Source organism: Robertmurraya mesotrionivorans (assembly GCF_050971805.1).
GTDB lineage: Bacteria > Bacillota > Bacilli > Bacillales > Cytobacillaceae > Robertmurraya_A.
This window is the reverse complement of sequence record NZ_JBPCCH010000005.1, coordinates 241897-261025: the sequence shown is the minus strand read 5'-3', so window position 1 is coordinate 261025 and position 19129 is coordinate 241897. Positions and strand designations below refer to the sequence as shown.

Annotated in this window: 14 protein-coding genes; 4 read left to right on the top strand and 10 right to left on the bottom strand. The window is 36.5% G+C overall.

Going from position 1 to position 19129, the window contains the following annotated elements:
• Positions 1–384 precede the first annotated feature (384 nt).
• Positions 385–945: an HPP family protein gene (locus tag ACRX5O_RS11600; RefSeq protein WP_433906090.1), complete on the bottom strand. Its 561-nt coding sequence runs from the start codon at positions 943–945 to the stop codon at positions 385–387.
• A 268-nt stretch (positions 946–1213) separates the two neighbouring features.
• On the opposite strand from ACRX5O_RS11600, the gene ACRX5O_RS11595 reads away from it, so the two are divergent.
• From ACRX5O_RS11595 to ACRX5O_RS11585, 3 genes are read left to right on the top strand one after another with little or no spacing between them, the layout of a single operon-like run.
• Positions 1214–2758, top strand: coding sequence for a spore germination protein (locus tag ACRX5O_RS11595; RefSeq protein ID WP_433906089.1), 1545 nt, complete (start codon positions 1214–1216; stop codon positions 2756–2758).
• Positions 2739–3839: a GerAB/ArcD/ProY family transporter gene (locus ACRX5O_RS11590; protein WP_433906088.1), complete on the top strand. Its 1101-nt coding sequence runs from the start codon at positions 2739–2741 to the stop codon at positions 3837–3839. The genes ACRX5O_RS11595 and ACRX5O_RS11590 overlap by 20 nt, the downstream gene beginning before the upstream one ends.
• Complete coding sequence (locus ACRX5O_RS11585; RefSeq protein ID WP_433906087.1) at positions 3836–4945, top strand: Ger(x)C family spore germination protein; 1110 nt, start codon at positions 3836–3838, stop codon at positions 4943–4945. The genes ACRX5O_RS11590 and ACRX5O_RS11585 overlap by 4 nt, the downstream gene beginning before the upstream one ends.
• Before the next feature lie 73 nt (positions 4946–5018).
• On the opposite strand, the gene lacZ is transcribed toward ACRX5O_RS11585, so the two are convergent.
• The 8 genes from lacZ to ACRX5O_RS11545 all read right to left on the bottom strand — a co-directional run bounded on the left by lacZ (position 5019) and on the right by ACRX5O_RS11545 (position 17573).
• Positions 5019–8048, bottom strand: a complete 3030-nt coding sequence (gene lacZ / locus ACRX5O_RS11580; protein ID WP_433906086.1) for a beta-galactosidase, LacZ type — start codon at positions 8046–8048, stop codon at positions 5019–5021.
• 47 nt (positions 8049–8095) lie between these two features.
• Entirely contained in the window at positions 8096–8914 is an 819-nt protein-coding gene (locus ACRX5O_RS11575) for a carbohydrate ABC transporter permease (RefSeq protein ID WP_433906085.1), read from the bottom strand.
• Complete coding sequence (locus ACRX5O_RS11570) at positions 8907–9794, bottom strand: carbohydrate ABC transporter permease (protein ID WP_391559075.1); 888 nt, start codon at positions 9792–9794, stop codon at positions 8907–8909. The genes ACRX5O_RS11575 and ACRX5O_RS11570 overlap by 8 nt, the downstream gene beginning before the upstream one ends.
• A 169-nt stretch (positions 9795–9963) precedes the next feature.
• Positions 9964–11250 carry an ABC transporter substrate-binding protein gene (locus ACRX5O_RS11565; protein WP_433906084.1) on the bottom strand — a complete coding sequence of 429 codons (1287 nt, stop codon included), beginning with the start codon at positions 11248–11250 and terminating at the stop codon, positions 9964–9966.
• Positions 11251–11428: 178 nt separating this feature from the next.
• Complete coding sequence (locus tag ACRX5O_RS11560; RefSeq protein WP_433906114.1) at positions 11429–13186, bottom strand: cache domain-containing sensor histidine kinase; 1758 nt, start codon at positions 13184–13186, stop codon at positions 11429–11431.
• 13 nt (positions 13187–13199) lie between these two features.
• Positions 13200–14720: a response regulator gene (locus ACRX5O_RS11555; RefSeq protein ID WP_433906083.1), complete on the bottom strand. Its 1521-nt coding sequence runs from the start codon at positions 14718–14720 to the stop codon at positions 13200–13202.
• 145 nt (positions 14721–14865) lie between these two features.
• Positions 14866–16464 carry a DUF1593 domain-containing protein gene (locus ACRX5O_RS11550; protein WP_433906082.1) on the bottom strand — a complete coding sequence of 533 codons (1599 nt, stop codon included), beginning with the start codon at positions 16462–16464 and terminating at the stop codon, positions 14866–14868.
• Positions 16465–16694: 230 nt separating this feature from the next.
• Entirely contained in the window at positions 16695–17573 is an 879-nt protein-coding gene (locus ACRX5O_RS11545) for an aldose 1-epimerase family protein (RefSeq protein WP_433906081.1), read from the bottom strand.
• 189 nt (positions 17574–17762) lie between these two features.
• Between ACRX5O_RS11545 and ACRX5O_RS11540 the strand changes: the two genes are divergently transcribed.
• Positions 17763–18389, top strand: a complete 627-nt coding sequence (locus ACRX5O_RS11540) for a metal-dependent hydrolase (RefSeq protein WP_433906080.1) — start codon at positions 17763–17765, stop codon at positions 18387–18389.
• 106 nt (positions 18390–18495) lie between these two features.
• On the opposite strand, the gene ACRX5O_RS11535 is transcribed toward ACRX5O_RS11540, so the two are convergent.
• The gene (locus ACRX5O_RS11535; RefSeq protein ID WP_433906113.1) at positions 18496–19002 is read right to left on the bottom strand and encodes a M15 family metallopeptidase; all 507 of its coding nucleotides are present in this window, start codon (positions 19000–19002) and stop codon (positions 18496–18498) included.
• Positions 19003–19129 lie beyond the last annotated feature (127 nt).

Genomic DNA, 19129 nt, shown 5'->3' with positions numbered 1-19129 from the left:
TCCGCCTATGAATTCCTATACCTCCCGAAAAAGTCAACAATGAATAACAACAGTGTCTTTTCTTTCAGATAACTTGTCTTTCTAACTTGAATATCCAAAAATCTACCTACCACTTTCAGCACATCTATCCCTAATTAAATTAACAAACAAATTCGAACACTGACACTAACTTTTGTCATCCTGTTAAAAGAGGTGCGAACTAAGGTGCTAAAATACCATTACATTTATGGAAAACCTTTATATTCAACAAAAAAAATGCAGTCCAATTCAGTTGCGAATTAAGACTGCTAATTTGTTTGCTAATTAAGTTTTTGTACTCGAAAACCGAACCCGTTAATTAAATCTACGGATGTCTTACTTTTACAATATTAATAAATCGTTTATTTACAGCCAATGTTTCGGGTACTGTCTCCTAGGAAATAGATTATTATATAGCATGGAAACAACCACTAGTAAAAAGATGCCTATGAAAACTGGAATAAGATATCCCCATCCTGTTTCAAAGTTAATCGCTACTAGCGCACTAGCTGCTGCGGGAGGGTGAATGGTTTTTGTGAGAGCCATTAAAATTAGCACAATAACCAAGGACAATATTATAATAAACAGACTCTTCCCAAATATACTCCATATGAGAAGACCCGTAACAGTGGAAAGTATGTAACCCCCAATCACTTGCCTAGGTTGAGATAAAGGACCGTTATGCGCCGCAAATACTAAAATACTGCTTGCTCCTAAAGGACCTATTACCATAGAATAATTTGAGGAAAAAGCTAAAATACAAATGATACTAACAGCTAGAAAAACCCCTACAACACTAATGATGGAATCTATATAATCAAACTTAGTATTGTTTCTGGATTCTCCTTTCATTTTATTAAAGTATACAATTAATCGTTCTAACGATTGATTTTTTATATTGTCATTCGACTTTTCTAAAGTGTTCATTGATTTCCCCTATACTAACTAAATTATCTAATAAGGTTTCTACTACTATCATGTTATATATCTTATAGGAATACTATGAATTTTTAAATACTTTTTTAAAAAATAAAAAATAATCCAAATTCTAGAGCTATAAGGGAAATAAAATAAAACTCTTCCCGCTAGAAAAGAACTTATCAGAAAAGTAATGTAATGGATAATGATAGCCAAACTACATAGATATTCCAATAGTGGGAAAAGTAATAGAAACTGTATGAGATGGAGTAAGAAAATGAAACTCTCTTCCCTTATTTTCAAAAGGCCAAAGAATGGGGATATCAAACAAAGTCCTTCCAAGCAAGACTCCCAAGCGTTTCAGGAGGTATTCGATACAATCGATGACAATACTTCTTTCTTTAAACAAGCATTTTCTGGTTCAGATGATTTAAAAATTAATACATTAAATGTAAGGACTATCTCTGGAATTCTTATCTTTTTAGAAACCATGGCAGATAAGGAAAAAATTCAAAAAAATATCCTAAAACCTGTTATGGAAGCAGATGACGCCCAAGTGGAAGATGTACTGAAATCTACTTTCCAGATATCCAATAATCTGTACCAAGCTCAACAAGAACTTTTAAATGGTGCCTGTATTTTGCTATTGGATGGGAACCAGGAATTTTACATGTTGGATGTTGCCTTATCCAAGGACCGGCAAGTCCAGGAACCAAATAATGAACAAGTAATTCAGGGTTCTCATGAAGGTTTTGTAGAAAACCTTATGACGAATCTTCATTTAATTAGAAAAGCTATAAAAACTCCAACCTTGAAGTTAGAGCATTTAAAAGTTGGTGACCAGATTCAATCCAAAGTATCTCTAGTTTATAGAGAAGATCTTGCAAATAAAGAATTAATAAAAGAATTCAAACGGCGAATGGATGGTATCTCTATTGATTATATACCTAGTTTTGGATATCTACAGGAGTTAATTGAAGATTCCACCTGGTCACCCTTTCCGCAAATATTATACACAGAGAGAGTCGACCGTGTGGTAGGTCACTTGAATGAAGGAAGAGTTGCCGTTTTCATAGAAGGAAATCCTTCTTGTTTACTAATACCTATTACATTTTTTGCCTTCTTCCATTCGCCAGATGATTATAATTCACGCTGGATTATTGGTTCGTTTGTTCGTTCATTAAGATTCTTAAGTATCGTTATCGCCGTTAATTTACCTGCTGTTTACATTGCAGTAATCGGTTTTCATTTCGAGGTACTGCCAGATGAGTTAGTCCTCCCCGTAATAAGTTCAATTAGAAATATTCCCTTTCCACCTTTAATTGAAGCACTTGTTATGGAATTGACCATTGAATTGATCCGAGAAGCAGGGGTTCGCCTTCCCTCAAGAATTGGACAAACCATTGGTATTGTTGGAGGTCTTGTTATCGGTGACGCAGTTGTCCGTGCAGGTCTTATTTCGAATACCATGATTGTTGTTGTTGCCATTACTGCTGTAGCTGCATACAGCATACCTACATCTGCAATGAGTGATGCCGTTCGCTTTTTGCGCTTTATTCTTATGTTACTAGCATCCACATTTGGATTTGTAGGGATTGCTTTTGGAACGATGTTGATATTATCTCATTTATGTCGACTAGAATCTTTCGGTACTCCCTATTTTACACCTTGGGCTCCTTTTCATTTGAAGGACTTGAAAGATACTTTTATCCGCTTACCTATTTGGAAATTTAATACACGGCCATTTGATTCAAAATCAACCACCACTGATAGACAATCTTTGGCAAGAGGATGGAAGTTTAATGAAAAAAAACAAAAATAAGGTCACAAATAAACAGCTTGCCTTCATGCTTATTCAAGCTCAAATTGGTGTAGGAATTCTTTCTTTGCCACATGATGTAGCATTAGTAGCCAAGCAGGATGGCTGGATTTCTACACTAATAGCAGGAGCTATCTCCCAAGTAATTATTTTAATCATTTGGGCACTTTGCAGAAGATTTCCTTCCTTTTCTCTATACCAAATCCTTCCCAACTTACTAGGAAAAGTGTTAGGGAAGTTTCTTACGCTCAGTTATTCCCTGTATTTTATGGTAACAGGTAGCTTAGTTTTAGCAAGATATAGTGATATCATTGATAAATGGATTTTACCGCGGACGCCCAATTGGATTACTATGGTTTTAGTTCTTATAACCTGCATTTACATTGTTAGTGCAGGTTTAACAAGTATTGCTCGATTTTATGTACTTGTATCTCCAATTCTTTTTTTATTAATCGTATTGATTTCGTATAGTATGAAAGATGCAAACTTCCTTTACATCCTTCCAATAGGAGGTAATGATATGTTAACGATCCTTAAAGGATCAAAGGAAGCCGCTTTCTCGATGTTAGGCTTTGAACTCTTTTTATTTATCCATCCATTTGTGCAATCCTCTGGAAAAGATAAGCTTAAAGCCATTACAACAGCTAATATTTTTGTCACGGTCTTTTATACCTTTATGGTGTTTGCTAGCCTTGTTTATTTTGAAACGAATGCTGATATTGCACTGACTCCAGAGCCTTTATTGTACATGATCAAAGCCTACTCTTTTCAGGTTCTCGAAAGAACGGATTTATTTTTCTTATCGCTGTGGCTCATAATCGTTGCTACTTCCATTGCCAATTGGCTATTTTTATCTGCATGGGGTTTAGCGAGCCTAGGTAGAAAAAAAAACTATACTACCTTTCTGCCACTTGTAGCAGGTTTCTATCTAGTTTTGGCTCTTCTTCCTGATCAGGAAAGAGACTTCGAAAGTTTCAATCAATTTCTTGGACCAACCCACTATATTTTTATTGTTATAATACCTTTACTTCTATTATTACTTTCGTTAATTTTGTCAAAAAAAGAAGAGGTGAATAAGGTATGAAAAGGAAACTCACTATCTTATTTCTCCTTTGTATATTGCTTGCCGGTTGTTGGGACCAACATCTGATGAAGAACGCCATATTGGTACAGACTTTAAGTTATGATTTATCAGAAAACGATGAATTTTTATTAGGGATCTCCATTCCTATCATCAAGGAGCCCTCCGGTGGCCCGCAATCCTTGGTTAAAAGTGAAACATTTTCTGCAAAAGGTCTAACACCAAGGGAATCTCGGAAGAAAATAGCACGAGAAATATCTGGAAACTTAGATACATCAAAGAATAAATTAATCCTTTTCGGTGAACAGATCGCTGTTAATGATATCTATCCTACATTAGATGTCATTTGGAGAGATCCGAGAAATTCATTAGGGGCTACATTAGGAATTGTAGAGGGAAAAGCAGTTGATTTTCTTAATATTAAACCGAGAGATAAGACAAACATAAGTGAATATATACAAGACGCTCTTACTAGTGCTGAAGAAAACACAATCATTCCGAATGAAACCATTCAGACACTAGCTTCAGAGATGTTAGATCCGGGAGAAGATATTATACTGCCATACCTAAAACGAAATGACAAAAATAGTGCAGTTGTGGTCGGACTTGCTCTAATGAATGAAAGAAAATATGCGGGGAGTCTTCCCCCACAAGATTCAACCCTTCTTCTATTGATGAAAAATAAAAAAGGAAAGTTCGCGCGATTCACAACAAAAGTGAACGATGAAGAAAATTTCAAAATAAATAATTATATTTCATTTAATGTCCAACATATGAAAAGAAAATTAAAGGTACAAGTAAAAAATGGCCTTGTTTCTGTTAAGCTAAATCTTTATCTCAAAGTAAACATTGAGGAATATCCCAAGGGGGATGTACCAAAACAAATCGATCGGCTAAACAAAGTATTATCAGAAGAACTCACAAATGAGGCGGACTCGGTTATAAAAACACTGCAAGAGTCGAACTGTGACGCTTTTGGAATTGGAAGAAGATTAATGGCCTTTCATCCTAACACTTGGAAGATGCAAGATAAAAAGGATTATTTTAAAAACATTGAATTTACTACTAATGTCAAAGTTGATATCATTTCACACGGTATAGTGATGTAAAACTACAGAGAATGAAGAAAACAACTCCTATTTCATAAGAAAGAGTCCCATCTTTGGGACTCTTCTCATGCATTCAGATTCTTTCAATCATAAACTCAAATTCCATGTCTTTATCTGCCTTGATGAGATGTTCTTCATGAACAGGCGCTCCCCAGCTGTCGTCACCCCCAACACCCATTTGTCTTCCAGCCACTGTGACTACTGTATAATGGATATTTGGAAGTTCATAAATATGCTTCGCATTCTCAAGCTCAAACGCTGTATACGGGGAGAAATTACATTCCACTGGTTGCTCCACAGAAGAAATTTTTAATCCGTGGCCATTTAGGTTTGTCACATTAACACGCCGGACTCCTGTACGATTTCCGGACTCTTGTGGCATTAAATAACTTGATAGATTGTCAGTTACCTGATTTTTGAATATACCAAGTTTCGCTCCCATCGCACGATCAGAATAATTTTCTTCTGGACCCATCGCATACCACTCTAATTGGTTGTAATCAGCAGGTATTTTAAAAGAAACGGCGAAGATCGGCAGCTGCGGCAAGTTCTCCGCCCCTTTGTAAGTTGAATTCACACGAACACTTCCATTAGGGAATACGGTGTAAGCTATTTTCACTTCTAATTCACTATTGATGGAGAAATGATACGTAAAAGATACCTTTACTTGATTCTCACTTTCTTCTAATTTAACACCCACACATTTCCTCGCTAAACTCGCCGCATACCAAATCCCGGAATGGTAGCTTTGTGAAAAGCCTCGATCATTATCCGTCGTTGCTCTCCAGAATAATGGTTCTGGAGGAAGAGCAATCAATTCTTTTCCTGCATAATTTAATGAGATTAAACTTCCCACCTGCTTGGAGAACATGACTGTGAAATCTTTCCCGTGTACGCCAATATTCACATCACCATGAACCACACGCAGTTCTCCGTCACCATAGGACATTTCCTTTGATCCAACTTGGTAGACAAACTGTCCAAAGGCAATTTCATACCCCGCTTCTGCCCAAATAGTGCTTTCTTTTAGCTTTAATGAAACCTGAACGCAATATTCGCCATTCGTTTTTTGAATGTCTACGGGCCATTGAAACTTGTAGCTTCTTTCGCTTTGAGGTTCCACATCAGTTACTAGTGTATTTCGGTACAACTCCATCCCTTCTAAAAACAAGGCATACTCAACAACATAATTTTTTGTATTTGAGTAAAGACTCTCATTCTTAATCGTTACATCTGCTTCAGTTGGGAGCAGCTTAACATTTTGATATAAATATTTCACTTCCTGCATTTTAGGAGAGAGTTCTCGATTGGCGTAGACAATTCCATTCGTACAAAATCCATAATCGGTCGGACGATCCCCGAAATCACCACCGTAGGCTAGGTACTCTCGACCATAACGGTCTTTTTTATAAATTGATTGATCAATATAGTCCCAAATAAATCCACCTTGGTACATTGGATACTTTTGTTCTAATTCTGTGTATTTGTACATTCCACCAAGCGAATTTCCCATTGCATGCATATACTCACAGCTAATATATGGCTTTTCTGGATTTCCCATTAAGTATTTTTCAATATCCGCTGGCTTTGCGTACATCCGGCTTTCCATATCACTAGTATCATTATAGTCACGGTTATGGAACACCCCTTCATAATGAACGAGACGACTTGGATCTACCTCTCTGAAATAATTAGAGACGTTTAGAATGACCTCTCCAGCATAGGACTCATTTCCACACGACCAGATAAGAATAGAAGGATGATTTTTGTCCCGTTCGACCATTGAAATCGCTCGATCCATAACAATATCTTGCCATTCCAGTTTATTCCCAGGTATATTCCAAGAAGGTTCGACCGCCCCCATCTTTTGCCAAGAACCATGTGTTTCAAGGTTCATTTCGTCAATCACATACACTCCATATTCGTCACATAATTCGTACCAATAGCTTTGATTCGGATAATGAGACGTACGCACCGCATTAATATTATTTTGCTTTAATGTTTGAATATCCCAGATCATATCTTCTTTTGTAATCGCACGTCCACGTCGAGGATTGAATTCATGACGGTTTACCCCTTTAAACACAATTCTCTGCCCATTTAGGTACATCACTTTATTCAATAGTTCAAATCTTCTAAACCCAACCTTTTGCGGCACAACCTCGACCAATTGATCTTCCTCGTTAAAAAGCTGAATATATAATTCATACAAATATGGACTTTCCGCACTCCAAAGCTCGGGCTTATCAAGTGACATAGAAATGGACCATTTGCCGTCGTTCACTTTTCCATTTGTTGAAGAAACAAGATCTCCGTTACTATTAACTAACTCAACTAAAATTTTTGAAGCAGATAGCCCTTGAAGCTTTAAATCGGCCGACAAAGTACCTTTTGTGAAAGTAGAATCCAATTCCGGTCTAAGGTGTAAATCAACAACATGTATTTCCGGTACCGTGTACAAATACACATCACGGAAGATACCTGAGAATCTCCAAAAGTCCTGATCTTCCAACCAACTTCCTGTACTTCTCTGATACACCTCAACTGCCAGCCTATTTTCTCCTTCTGTTACATAAGGAGTAAGTTCGAATTCAGCCGGGGTAAACGAGTCTTCACTATAACCGATAAACTCTCCATTCAACCAAACATAAAAAGCGGACTCTACACCTTGAAAGGATATATATACCGGCTTCTTTTTCATATTTTCAGGAATAGTAAAAGATTTAATATAGCTACCAACAGGATTATGATCGGTTGGAATTTCTGGTGGCCGAATGTCATTATGGCCGTCCCAAGGGTACATCGTATTCACATATTGCGGCTGACCATACCCTTGGAGCTGAATATGGCCAGGCACTGAAATATCCCCCCATCCGGAATAATTAAAATCGAGTTTGTAAAAATGTTCTGGGCGGTTATCAGGGTTGACGGAATAACTAAATTTCCATTCTCCATTCAGACTTTTCCGCATGTTCATAGGTGCAGAGTTTTTTGCTTCCTCCATTGTTTCGTAATAGTGATGGTCAGAGTGTGCTGGAAGACGATTAACAGCGAACACATTTACATCCGTAAGCCAATTAATTGTTGGATTATTCGTTTTCATATTTTCACACCTTTGGGGTTAAATTTTTTGTATAACTTCTTCCCAAACTATTTTACAGACCCCATCATTCCAGCAACGAACTGCTTTTGCATGATGAAGAAGATGAATGCAGCCGGTAATGTTGCAATAACTATCGCGGTCATGATCACCCCGAAATCTGGGGAGTAGCTTGATCCAAGAACTGATATTAGTAAGGGTATGGTTTGATTTTCAGGTGACTGTAGAACAACTAACGGCCACAAGTAGCTATTCCAGCTAGCCATAAATGTAATAATTGCTGCGGCAGAGTAAGTTGTTTTCATTGTCGGAACATAAATTCTAAAGAAGCAGCCAAGTTCGGTTAAACCATCGATTCTCCCTGCTTCCAGGATATCTTTAGGAAACATTTTCGTACTTTGTCGAAAGAAAAAGATAAGAAACGCAGTGGTTACTGTGGGTAAAATGACAGCTGCAAAGGTATCGATCCCAATAAAAGGCGCTGTCTGCGAAATCGATCCAAACATCCTAAACAACGGAACCATTAACGCGGCAAAAGGTATCATCATGGATAACAATAAAAAATTAAATACCATATCTTTGGCTTTACTTTGATAAATTTCAAATCCATAGCCTGCTAGTGATGCTATCAATAATGAAAGAATAGTAGTTGTAATGGAGATTTTTGCTGAATTCATTAAAGCTGGCACTAAATCAACAGTCTCCAATAAATTGCTTAAGTTCTCCAAAAAATGACTTCCCGGTAATAGCCGCCCCTTCGTAACATCAACTGATTTATTAGTTGAGCTGATAATCATCCATAAAAATGGAAAGAACGAGATAATTGCCGCAATTGTAAGAAATCCATAGCTGAACACTCTTTTAAGCATTTTTATCACCTGCCACTTTAAACTGGATAATTGAGAAGATCACAATCATGATGACGATCGCGTATGAGACTGTCGCTGCATAACCAAAGTCAGGTGTATATTTAAATGACAGATTGTAAATATACTGAGAAATCGTCATTGTCGCATTTCCCGGTCCACCTTGTGTAATATTCATGACTTCATCAAACAATTGAAGTGTTCCAATTGTTGAAGTAATAGAAGTGAATAAAATAATGGGCTTTAATAACGGTATCGTAATCTTAAAAAATATTTGAAACGGTGAAGCACCATCTATTTTTGCTGCTTCGTATATCGAGTGATCAATGTTTTGCAATGCAGATAGGTAAAAGATCATATTGTATCCAGTCCATCTCCAAGTAATGGCAACAATAATGGCCATCTTTGCCCAGAAAGGATCGGTAAGCCATTGAATCGGCTCTGATATAATCGATAACTTCAATAAAAAAATATTAATAATTCCTTCTTGCCCAAACAAATATTTGAATATAACCGAATAGGCAACTAATGAAGTGACACAAGGAAGGAATATTGCCGTACGAAAGACGCCCTTTAGCTTCAGTGTTTTATCATTTAACAACACGGAGATAAACAGAGCGAGAATAATCATGATGGGTACTTGAATGATCAAATAAATAACTGTATTTTTTACTGTTGTTAAAAACGTTGGGTCCTGCAATAAGCGTGCATAATTATCTAAACCAACAAAAGTTAAATTGGTTCCAGTCCCTGATTGCATCGACATAATTAATGCCTGTACCATCGGATAGAAATAAAACAGGCATATTAAAACCGTTGCAAGCGCAATAAAGGACCAGCCAATAGCCGTATTTTTAATGCGAAGGCTACGGGTAGAATGCATGGGTTGGAAATTTTGCTTTGTTTTTACTGTGATCACACTTTTCAACTCCTCACCTTAATAAATAGAACTAGCCCCGGAACAAGTAGTTCCCCTGATTGATCAGATCCAGTCAAAAACTGAATAGGAGAAGCCGCCGAGTTTCCGAGGCTATTTTTATGAAGCTAGTAGATTATTTCACTTGCGCTTCCGCTTGTTTTTGAGCATCTTCTAGTACTTTATCAAGGTCTTTTCCTTTTATATAGTTTTGCGCTTCCACTGCTAGGATATCTTCGATCGCATAGGTGTGCAAACCATAGTTGATTTGAGGTATCTGCTCCGTCCATGCTGCAAATTCTGCTATAATTTTTTGACCTCCGAAGAATTCATCTCCCGCTTGATATGCTTCACCTTCAGCAGCTGGCTTAAACGTACCGATCGCACCAATTTCTTTATTGATGGTTTGATAGAACTCTACGTTTGATCCAAATGTTTTTGCTAGGAAATCAGCAGCATCCTCTTTACCTGGCACATTTAGAACATACCATGAACTTCCTCCCAAGTTAGATGCGTTCACTGATTCCTGTACTCCTGGAAGTCTCGGATGCGCAACAACTGCCCATTTACCAGCCTGTGAAGCTTCAGCCTTTATCGAAGGAGTAATCCAGTTGCCCGTTGGTACAGTAGCAACATCACCGCTATTAAATCCAGCTAAAAACTGGCTCCAGTCAGAAATCGGTTTAACTAAATCGGCATCTAAAATCTCTTTATACGTTTCAAATGCTACTTTAAGTGCTTCATTTCCAGCTAGATTAGGAGTCTTTCCATCTTCCTTCAAATACCAAGAACCAGCAGACTGAATCATCATACGAATGAGACCAAGGTCATTAGGATCTTGTGTAAGCATATGTTTCCCAGTAGCTTCTTTCACTTTCTTACCAATTTCAATATATTGCTTCCAATCTATATTTTGTAAATCTTCTACTGTGTATCCAGCCTGCTCTAGATAATCTGTTCGAACATAAAGCCCTGATACACCCGTATCAAACGGAAGACCATAGTTTTTACCATCAACACTTGTAGGTGCGATCTTATACTGTGCAAAATCATCTGCATTAAAAGCACCTGTTAATTCATGAAACATATCAGGATAAGCTTGAAGGAAGCTTTGTGCACGATAATCTTCAATTAAAACAATATTGGGTAATCCTTTTGTTGTTCCAGAACTTAAGCTAGTATTTAACTTTTGAATAATGTCATCCTGTGCATTTTCAATGATCTTAATCTCTAAATCCGAATTTTCACTTGCGTATGCATCCTTTGCAAGATTCATAGCTTTAATATTAAAATTTGGATCCCACGCCCATACAGTTATTTCATTTGAATCCTTTGCCTCTCCGGAAGTGTCCTTGGAAGAACCTGAAGAACAAGCAGCCAAAAATAAAATACTAACTAAAAATAGTGCAAGAACTTTTTTCATCGATTTGCCCCCCGTTATATTTTCTCTTGTAAGCGCTCTCTCGCTTACAAGTATTATGGTAGCATCCCAATAAGGCTAACAGTTAGGACGATATTTTTAAGTATTAGTAAATTTTTCAGTTGCTGAATACGCTTTCATTTTTAAAATATTGTATTTTTTTTAGATTATATGATTTTTTTTATAATGGAAGTGTTATTCGTACCTTTGTCCCTTCCCCTAACTCACTTGAGATTTGAACACCATACGAGTCTCCATAAATAAGTTGAATACGTTCATCTACATTTCTGACACCAATACCTGAAAAGAACTCTTGCTTGCGATTGGAAAGAGGTAGATGACTGTCTTCTGAGACCTCCATACCATCACCATTATCTACAACTTCACAAATCAATAAATTCCGTTCCTTCCAGATAAGAACATGAATAAACCCCTCTGGCTTATGGTTGAATGCATGAAAAAAGGAATTTTCCATAAAAGGCTGTAGGATTAGCTTTGGAATTTTGTGATCCTCACAATCCCCTGAAACAAAGAAGTTTACTTTTATTCGATTTCCATATCGCTTCTGATTAATTAATACATAGTTTCTGAGATTGTCGATTTCTTGTTTTACTGTAACGGTCTCATTAACATTTCCTATGGTGTTTTGTAATAAAGAAATCAACGCATTAATCATTGACTCCGTTTCTTCTTTACTTCCATGGTTTGCCATCATCTTGATTGATGTTAATGTATTATATAAGAAATGTGGATTTATTTGTTGCTGCAATGCGGCTAGTTCTGCATTCCGCCGTTGTTTTTGTGAAACGACAAGCTGGTCAACATACTCATGGAGTTCATCAAGCATAGAGTTAAAGGCTTTCCCAATTTGCCTTGTTTCGTAAGTACCAGAAACGGATACATATTGGTGAAAATCGTGTTTTGACGTATTTTCAATTTGCTTTACCATTCTTGATAAGGAATTGGTTAATCTTCTAGAGGCTAGTAGCACAATAATAAGGGCAATAAAAACAATCCCCATCACAATAAGTAAAATTTTGTTAGTGTCGATTAAGCTACCAAATGCCGTTTGTTTATCAATAATATTAAACATATACATATCGAACGATGGGATATATTCCATTAAAATAATCTGTTCCTTCCCCATAAAGTCACCGATTATATAGTCATCATTTGGACTCTCACCACTTTTAGTAGCGTAACCTAATAGCTCGTTTGATTTTTGCCCAATTAGTTTTGATTGATTGCTAGAAACAATTATTCCATCAGAATTGACAAAGAATACATTATTGCCAGGACTAGTAAAACTAGAATAAAACTTTTTAAACTCTGTTTCTTTTATAGCGAAATAGAGTGACCCATAATTATTTCCAGAAGTTCTTTCTAATAATGCCTTTGTAGCAACTATATACCGTCCATCCTCCCGGTTTGGACGATAGTCATATTGATAAAAAAGTTTATTGGGATTGTCATACGTTTTCTTAGTCAAATAACTATTTTTTAACTCTTCGTCATGAATGGGCCAATATGAACGATCGGTTGCATAGCTGATCCCATTTGTCCCCGTAACAATAACGCTTACCTCATATGCATCCAAATTTGGTTCAAGCCGTTTCATTAGTTGACTCATCGTATAAATAGAACTTAAACGCTCGACATTGGATTCGTCTTCCTTCGTTAAAATTTCCTTAAGGGTAACACTTTGCTGTAGGTTATTCGAAGCGATAACAATAGAGTAGTTAAACTTATCGAGACTCTCATTTAACTGTTTCATCACTCTCGCGTTTGTAATGCTAAACTTATCAAAAAAGAATTGCTCCGACATTCGAATGGTGGTCCAGGTAACCGTTACGGAAACGGTTACAATTATTAAGACCGTAATCATAAACATGGTGATAAACAAATTATTATGTTTGAATCGTTCGGGAATTAATCTCATCATCCACCAGCTCTTATCTCATGTATTGTTTTCTTCTAAATTGACTTGGTGACAGTCCTTTTATTTTTTTAAATACTTTGCAAAAATAACTGTGATCAGAATAACCCACTTTAACACTAATCTCCGAAATAGTCTCCGTCCCTTGCATGAGTAATTTTGACGCTTCTTCGATCCGAACCTTATTTAGGTATTCATTAAAACCCTCATGAGTATGAGTGGAGAAATAGCTTGATAGATAAGAAGGGTTAAAATGAAAATACTGGGCAACATCTGTGAGTGTTAAAGGTTCTGCAAAGTGGTCATGAATATAATCCAATATTTTTTTTATATGTACGTTTTCCGGTTGTTGTTGAATTGAGAAGATCGCTTGTTTTGCCTCATCAATAAACTCTTCTAAAATCTCGATTGCTTCCTGTGCAGAACGGGACTCCTCTATCGATTTCAGATACAAATATCTAGATTGTTCTAATTCCTTCACATTGTACTCCATATTACTGAGAAGAATGGTGATATTAAAAATGATATTCCCGAAAAAATCCTTATACTCATGAACATCGGTTGTATAACAAGTAGATAATTTTTTCACATGTTCTTGTAAATATCCAAAGGCAGAATTAAAATGCTTACGCTTAAAATCACTAGTAAAACCATCCAAATTAAAATTCTTGGATTTCGGTGCAGAATTTGGTAGATCTCCCTTCCTTAGTAACGGGTAATTAGAAAAATAATAACGATAGTTTAATAGTATTAATAGTTCATCTTTATACATTTTTCCTAGTTGTGAAATATCCTCAAATTCCTCAGCCAAAACAAAGCCAATCCCAGGTTCTGACTCTGCCAGTTGCTGGACTAATTCAATCAGTTTCGTAAAATCAGCTCCATTTACAAGGAGTACATGATCTTCAAAGTGAACCGTGTAATTTAGCTCTTGGAGAGCGATTTTTAATTTCTCAAAAATCCCTTTAAATAGTACCGCTCTTCCCACTTTAAGATCTGTTCCGAGTAGACAAAAACGTTTATGTAAAAATTGTGTGGTTATTCTTTCAAATTCTGGACCTTCAACAATATAACCTGAAATTAACTTATTTAATATTTGCTCGATAGAAAGACGGTTTTCTACCTGCTGATCCACTAGATTAAGTGAAGGAATTCTACGCACGGCATTCTTTAATACTTTTAAAAGTGACTCTGCATCAAGCGTTGGTTTTAATATGTAATCAACCACACCACTTTGGAAGGTAGAGCGAACATATTCAAAATCACCAAAGCTACTCAAGACAATTACCTCAATTTGAGGATATCTCTCCTTGACGATTCTCGTTAGCTGTTCCCCATCCATAACGGGCATGACAATATCTGTAACAATAATATGTGGGTTTGTTGCTTCGATTAATTCAAGTGCTTCCTGACCATTCGAAGCTTCCCCAACAATTGTAAAACCCTCGTATTCCCAATTAAGATAATGCTTAATCCCTTGTCTGATTAATATCTCATCATCTACGATAAGTACTCTCCCCAGTTCCGTAGCAGTCAAATTAATCCCCCCAAAACGTGAAGTCTCTCTATAGTAATCATTCTACAATATTTAGCTCTTTGGGGTTGGATAAAATTTTTAGAAGGCGTGGACTTCTTTACAAAAAAAGAAGCCAAGGAATTCTTCTCCTTGACTTCTTACACTACTATTTAACTGTTAAAATAACACGTTGATAGTGTTTTAACCCATGTACACCATCATCTTGTACTTCTGCAACTATATGAATGGTATCCCCTGACTTTGCATCTTCTGGGACAGTAAATTTCACAGTTTTTGAATTGGCTCCTTTTAAGGGAATACTGTCTATTACTTCACCCTCAGCCAATTCACGGTGAAGCCCTAGCTGTAAATCTCCTGCTAATTGTGGTACGGTTTCTTTCTGAGGTGCCTTTGAGTCTTCATAAGTATCTGCCTCAAAGTATCTCCACCATTTATATGTTAGCTTATCTCCATCAGGATCTTTCCCCCTAGCGTGGAGTGTTACTTTTTGTCCTTTGTTTACGGTTAAATCTAATCCTTCTTTAATTGTTAGAGTAGGATTATGATTGGCATCGTCATATTTTGAGGCTACTAGCCAGTCAGTTCTTGCGGCAAAATCATCTTGTATATCGTCAAACCATCGCATTAAAGAGTATTCCGCTTCATAACGATTCGTGTAGACATTAAAATCTAAAACGGTGTTTCTGTATAACTTTTCGTTTACCGCACCGAAGCGGCCTCCCCAACCACCATAGGATGGATCTTCTATACTTCTCAATCCATTATCAATCAGATAGAAAAAGGAAGGTGAATCTCCTTCAGAAATGAAATCATATCTGTTATATTGAGGATTGTTCGATAAATAATCTTCACTTCCGCGTTGCTCTTCAGGTAATACTCCTTCGATTATGTTACCGTCACCCATTAATGCATATAGCTCCATCAATGGTCCGTGGTCATACTTAATATTCTCCTTATTCCATGCACCTTGTAGCCTACTATTTACTTCATCCGTATGGTATTTCCACGCATAGGCAAAATGCCAAAAATTTGATTGATCATTTATAATTCTTATATTTGGCCAATTCTTTGCAATATAAGAATTATAACTATCATCCTGATCTAAAATAATATAAAGTACTAGTTTTTCACTAACTCTTTTTTTAATATCTTCCCATTCAGTTGAATCTTCATATTCTTCTTGGATTGATTTTAACGCTCTTGCCGTAGTGTTTGTCCCACCCCAAGTTTGAACATATAAATCGCTTTCATTATTATCTAAAAACAGATCCTTTAAGAACTCAGACCCTTCTGTTATTTGTTCCATTTCACCTACATCGGAAATATTACCAATTTTTGTTACGCTGCGTATGTAGTCTGGAGTCGGATAACCATCGGCATGTTTAATTAAATTTGGATAGCCCTCTTCATATGCGTCTATCATTTTCGATAACCATTCTGTTCCTGTCCATCTAAAAGGTTCTATGCCTTTTTCTACGTCACCAGCGTAGTGGTACACAGAGCTTGTAAGGACAATTCCTTCTAAATTCATCTCATTTGCATATAAAAGGTATCTGATAACGGAATTCATATCATCTACTTCACCATCAGTGGTAATGACTGTTCTTGCTTTTGAAGCTTGCTTTTTCTGACTAACTTCAGGTTTTACATCATTCTTTTTAACACTAACATTCTGGTTACTAAAACCGCTTGAAAAAATTACACTGACTAACAGCAGAATACATAATACCAATTTACGTTTCATTTTTTCCTCCTAATTCTTTGTATTTTTGAACAACTAAAGCTTAACATTAAAACGTTTTCATAACCGAGCAAACTTTTTCCCTTTCTCACCGGAAAAAGTTTTTATACATCTAAATCAGAAATAACTTGAGCTTATGCTCTGTGTTCAAAATCTAATGCATTAATAGAGATAAAATGAAAGAACTCCTATAATAAAGAGTTCTTTCATGTTTAGTTTAATTAAATTGTCTATTATTTAAATCTCATTGAATACTCAGTGTGGAAAGTATTTCCTGGTTCAAGCATATTATTACCAAACTTTTCACTAAAATCCCCTGATGTATCATATGTATCAGCCACCCCGTACCATGGCTCAATGCATACAAATGGCGCAATACTGCCATCTTCATCGATATATTTTGACCAAATTCCAACAAACGGAAAATTTTCAAACATAACTTCTACACCATGACTGGATTTATTTGATACCAATGTAATCCTGTCAATATTGCTGAATACGAGAGCATCATGCGCAAATAGTGAATTCGTTAGTGGAAGCGTCCCAATATCATTAATACTCCCTTTCTCATGAAGCAAAGAGTTCTGCAGCTCATACTCCCTCACATTCTTATCTGCAGCAGGAGTAAAGTGTAGATGATAATCCTCAATGGTTTCATTTTCTAAAAGTGGAATCTTAAATGCAGGATGAGCACCAATAGAAAAATGCATTTCCTTCTCATTTTCATTCACAATTTCCCAATGTACACTTAGTGAGTCGTCTTGAAGTATATACCGGATAATCGCTTTAAACTCATAAGGATACACATCACTAAAACGTCCAGCAGATTCAAAAATAAAAGAAGCATTTGTTGCTGTCTGCTCTAGTACACTGAATTCTACGTCACGTAAAAAACCATGTTGTGACATCTTGTACGTTTGACCATTAACTTGATATTGATCATCTTTTAAACGTCCTACTATCGGAAACAATACTGGAGACACCCTTCCCCAGTATTTGTTGTCCCCTGTCCACATATAATCTAATCCATTTTTCTTATGTTTTACTCTACGCACTTCTGCTCCATGACTTTCTATATCTACCTTCAACCATTCACTTTCAATAGTAATCATATTCTAATTCCCTCTTCTTTCTGGTCTAATATGTATAAATCCTATACTAAAAGACTCACTCCCAAAAAGAAAGGGTTAGTGATTTGATACCAATAATTATTTTGATTCTAAACAGAACAGATGTTTTGTAGTAAAATAGACAAAGTGTTTTGATTTACTACATAATAGATTTATAGAGGTGGAATAGAATTGAATGGTACATTGCATGCAGCAGTAGGTTCAGCAACAGGATTTGTCGTTGCAAATTCATTACAAACATCACCGACTGCAACACTTTTGTTAGTCGGCTTGGGAGGCATCTCAGGTTTAATCCCAGACCTGGATATTGACGGAAAGCTTCGGGGAAAAATAACTTTATCACATAAAGTAATTCGGCTATCTGCTCTAATCATTGGAATAATGATGGTTATCTATAGTTTCTTTGAGAAGTCAGAGATTGAGAGATGGCTAGGAGTAGGCATCGGTTTAATGATCATGTTGATCGCATCATTGATTAAGCAAAAACATATGTTAACCATTACTGGAATAGCTGTCTTTGTAGGTGGATTTTCTATAGAGGAGCTTTGGGTCATTCTATTGGGGATTTATATTATGGTAGCATCTGTATCTTCGCATCGAAGCTATACCCATTCATTGGTTGGAGTGGTTTTCTTTGGCTTTATTGCTTCCTTTTTTGAGTCCGCACTTGGAATTGAGGGTGTGTTCTATGCTTGTCTTGGTGGTTACATTAGTCATTTGGTGGGAGACTTAAAAATACTTCCGTTCAATAAACGAGGAGTGAAGATGTTTTTACCACTATCATCCAAGGAAATATAAAACTGAACTTCGGCAGTAGTTTGAAGAAAAAAATATAAAAGCCGATCTACCAAAAAGAGGTAATCGGCTAATACTCTATGACTTTTAATAAACTCAATATGATTGATTAATAGGCTGTCAGTGCCTCTTCTGTTGGCCTTTTACCTCTTTGCAATTCATTAAGACTTAGCCCAAAATCTAGTTGTAGATGGGGGTAATCTTCGAATCCAATCCAATCTCCTCCCCATTCAAACCCAAGTTTCTTAGCCCTCTCAACCACTTCCATCCAATCTGCCGATCCATTGCCATTTCCATCAAACTCCATATCCCAAATGACCTGTCCTGCTTCTGTCTTTAGAGCAAAGTCCACTGCAAGTCCAAAATTATGAAGTGACTCTCCACCTTTTGCATACGTAACAATACTTCCTGCTGTCGTACGACCTTGTTCATATAGAATATTTTGTTCCTCCACACTACGGAATCCATCCGTAATAACGACCGTAATTCCCTGATCGGCCATATTTTGAATGAGTTGATTTGTCCGTTCCTCTACTACTGGATGAAGAGTGGTTGGCAATGGGACATCTTCTTTTTTTATATATTGGTAGTATATTATAATTGCAATCAGAATCATGCAAATGAACATCCAAAATCTTTTCATGGCTGCCTTTCCTTCCAAAAAGTAGATCATACAGTATATAGACGAACGAGAGTATGAATAGTTTCATTTTTACATAGGAAATATAAAGAAAAGAGGGTGA

Coding starts and splice junctions, on each gene's coding strand:
- ACRX5O_RS11600 (WP_433906090.1), bottom strand. CDS start 945: ATGAACACTTTAGAAAAGTCGAATGACAATATAAAAAATCAATCGTTA.
- ACRX5O_RS11595 (WP_433906089.1), top strand. CDS start 1,214: ATGAAACTCTCTTCCCTTATTTTCAAAAGGCCAAAGAATGGGGATATC.
- ACRX5O_RS11590 (WP_433906088.1), top strand. CDS start 2,739: ATGAAAAAAAACAAAAATAAGGTCACAAATAAACAGCTTGCCTTCATG.
- ACRX5O_RS11585 (WP_433906087.1), top strand. CDS start 3,836: ATGAAAAGGAAACTCACTATCTTATTTCTCCTTTGTATATTGCTTGCC.
- lacZ (WP_433906086.1), bottom strand. CDS start 8,048: ATGAAAACGAATAATCCAACAATTAATTGGCTTACGGATGTAAATGTG.
- ACRX5O_RS11575 (WP_433906085.1), bottom strand. CDS start 8,914: ATGCTTAAAAGAGTGTTCAGCTATGGATTTCTTACAATTGCGGCAATT.
- ACRX5O_RS11570 (WP_391559075.1), bottom strand. CDS start 9,794: ATGCATTCTACCCGTAGCCTTCGCATTAAAAATACGGCTATTGGCTGG.
- ACRX5O_RS11565 (WP_433906084.1), bottom strand. CDS start 11,250: ATGAAAAAAGTTCTTGCACTATTTTTAGTTAGTATTTTATTTTTGGCT.
- ACRX5O_RS11560 (WP_433906114.1), bottom strand. CDS start 13,186: ATGAGATTAATTCCCGAACGATTCAAACATAATAATTTGTTTATCACC.
- ACRX5O_RS11550 (WP_433906082.1), bottom strand. CDS start 16,464: ATGAAACGTAAATTGGTATTATGTATTCTGCTGTTAGTCAGTGTAATT.
- ACRX5O_RS11545 (WP_433906081.1), bottom strand. CDS start 17,573: ATGATTACTATTGAAAGTGAATGGTTGAAGGTAGATATAGAAAGTCAT.
- ACRX5O_RS11535 (WP_433906113.1), bottom strand. CDS start 19,002: ATGATTCTGATTGCAATTATAATATACTACCAATATATAAAAAAAGAA.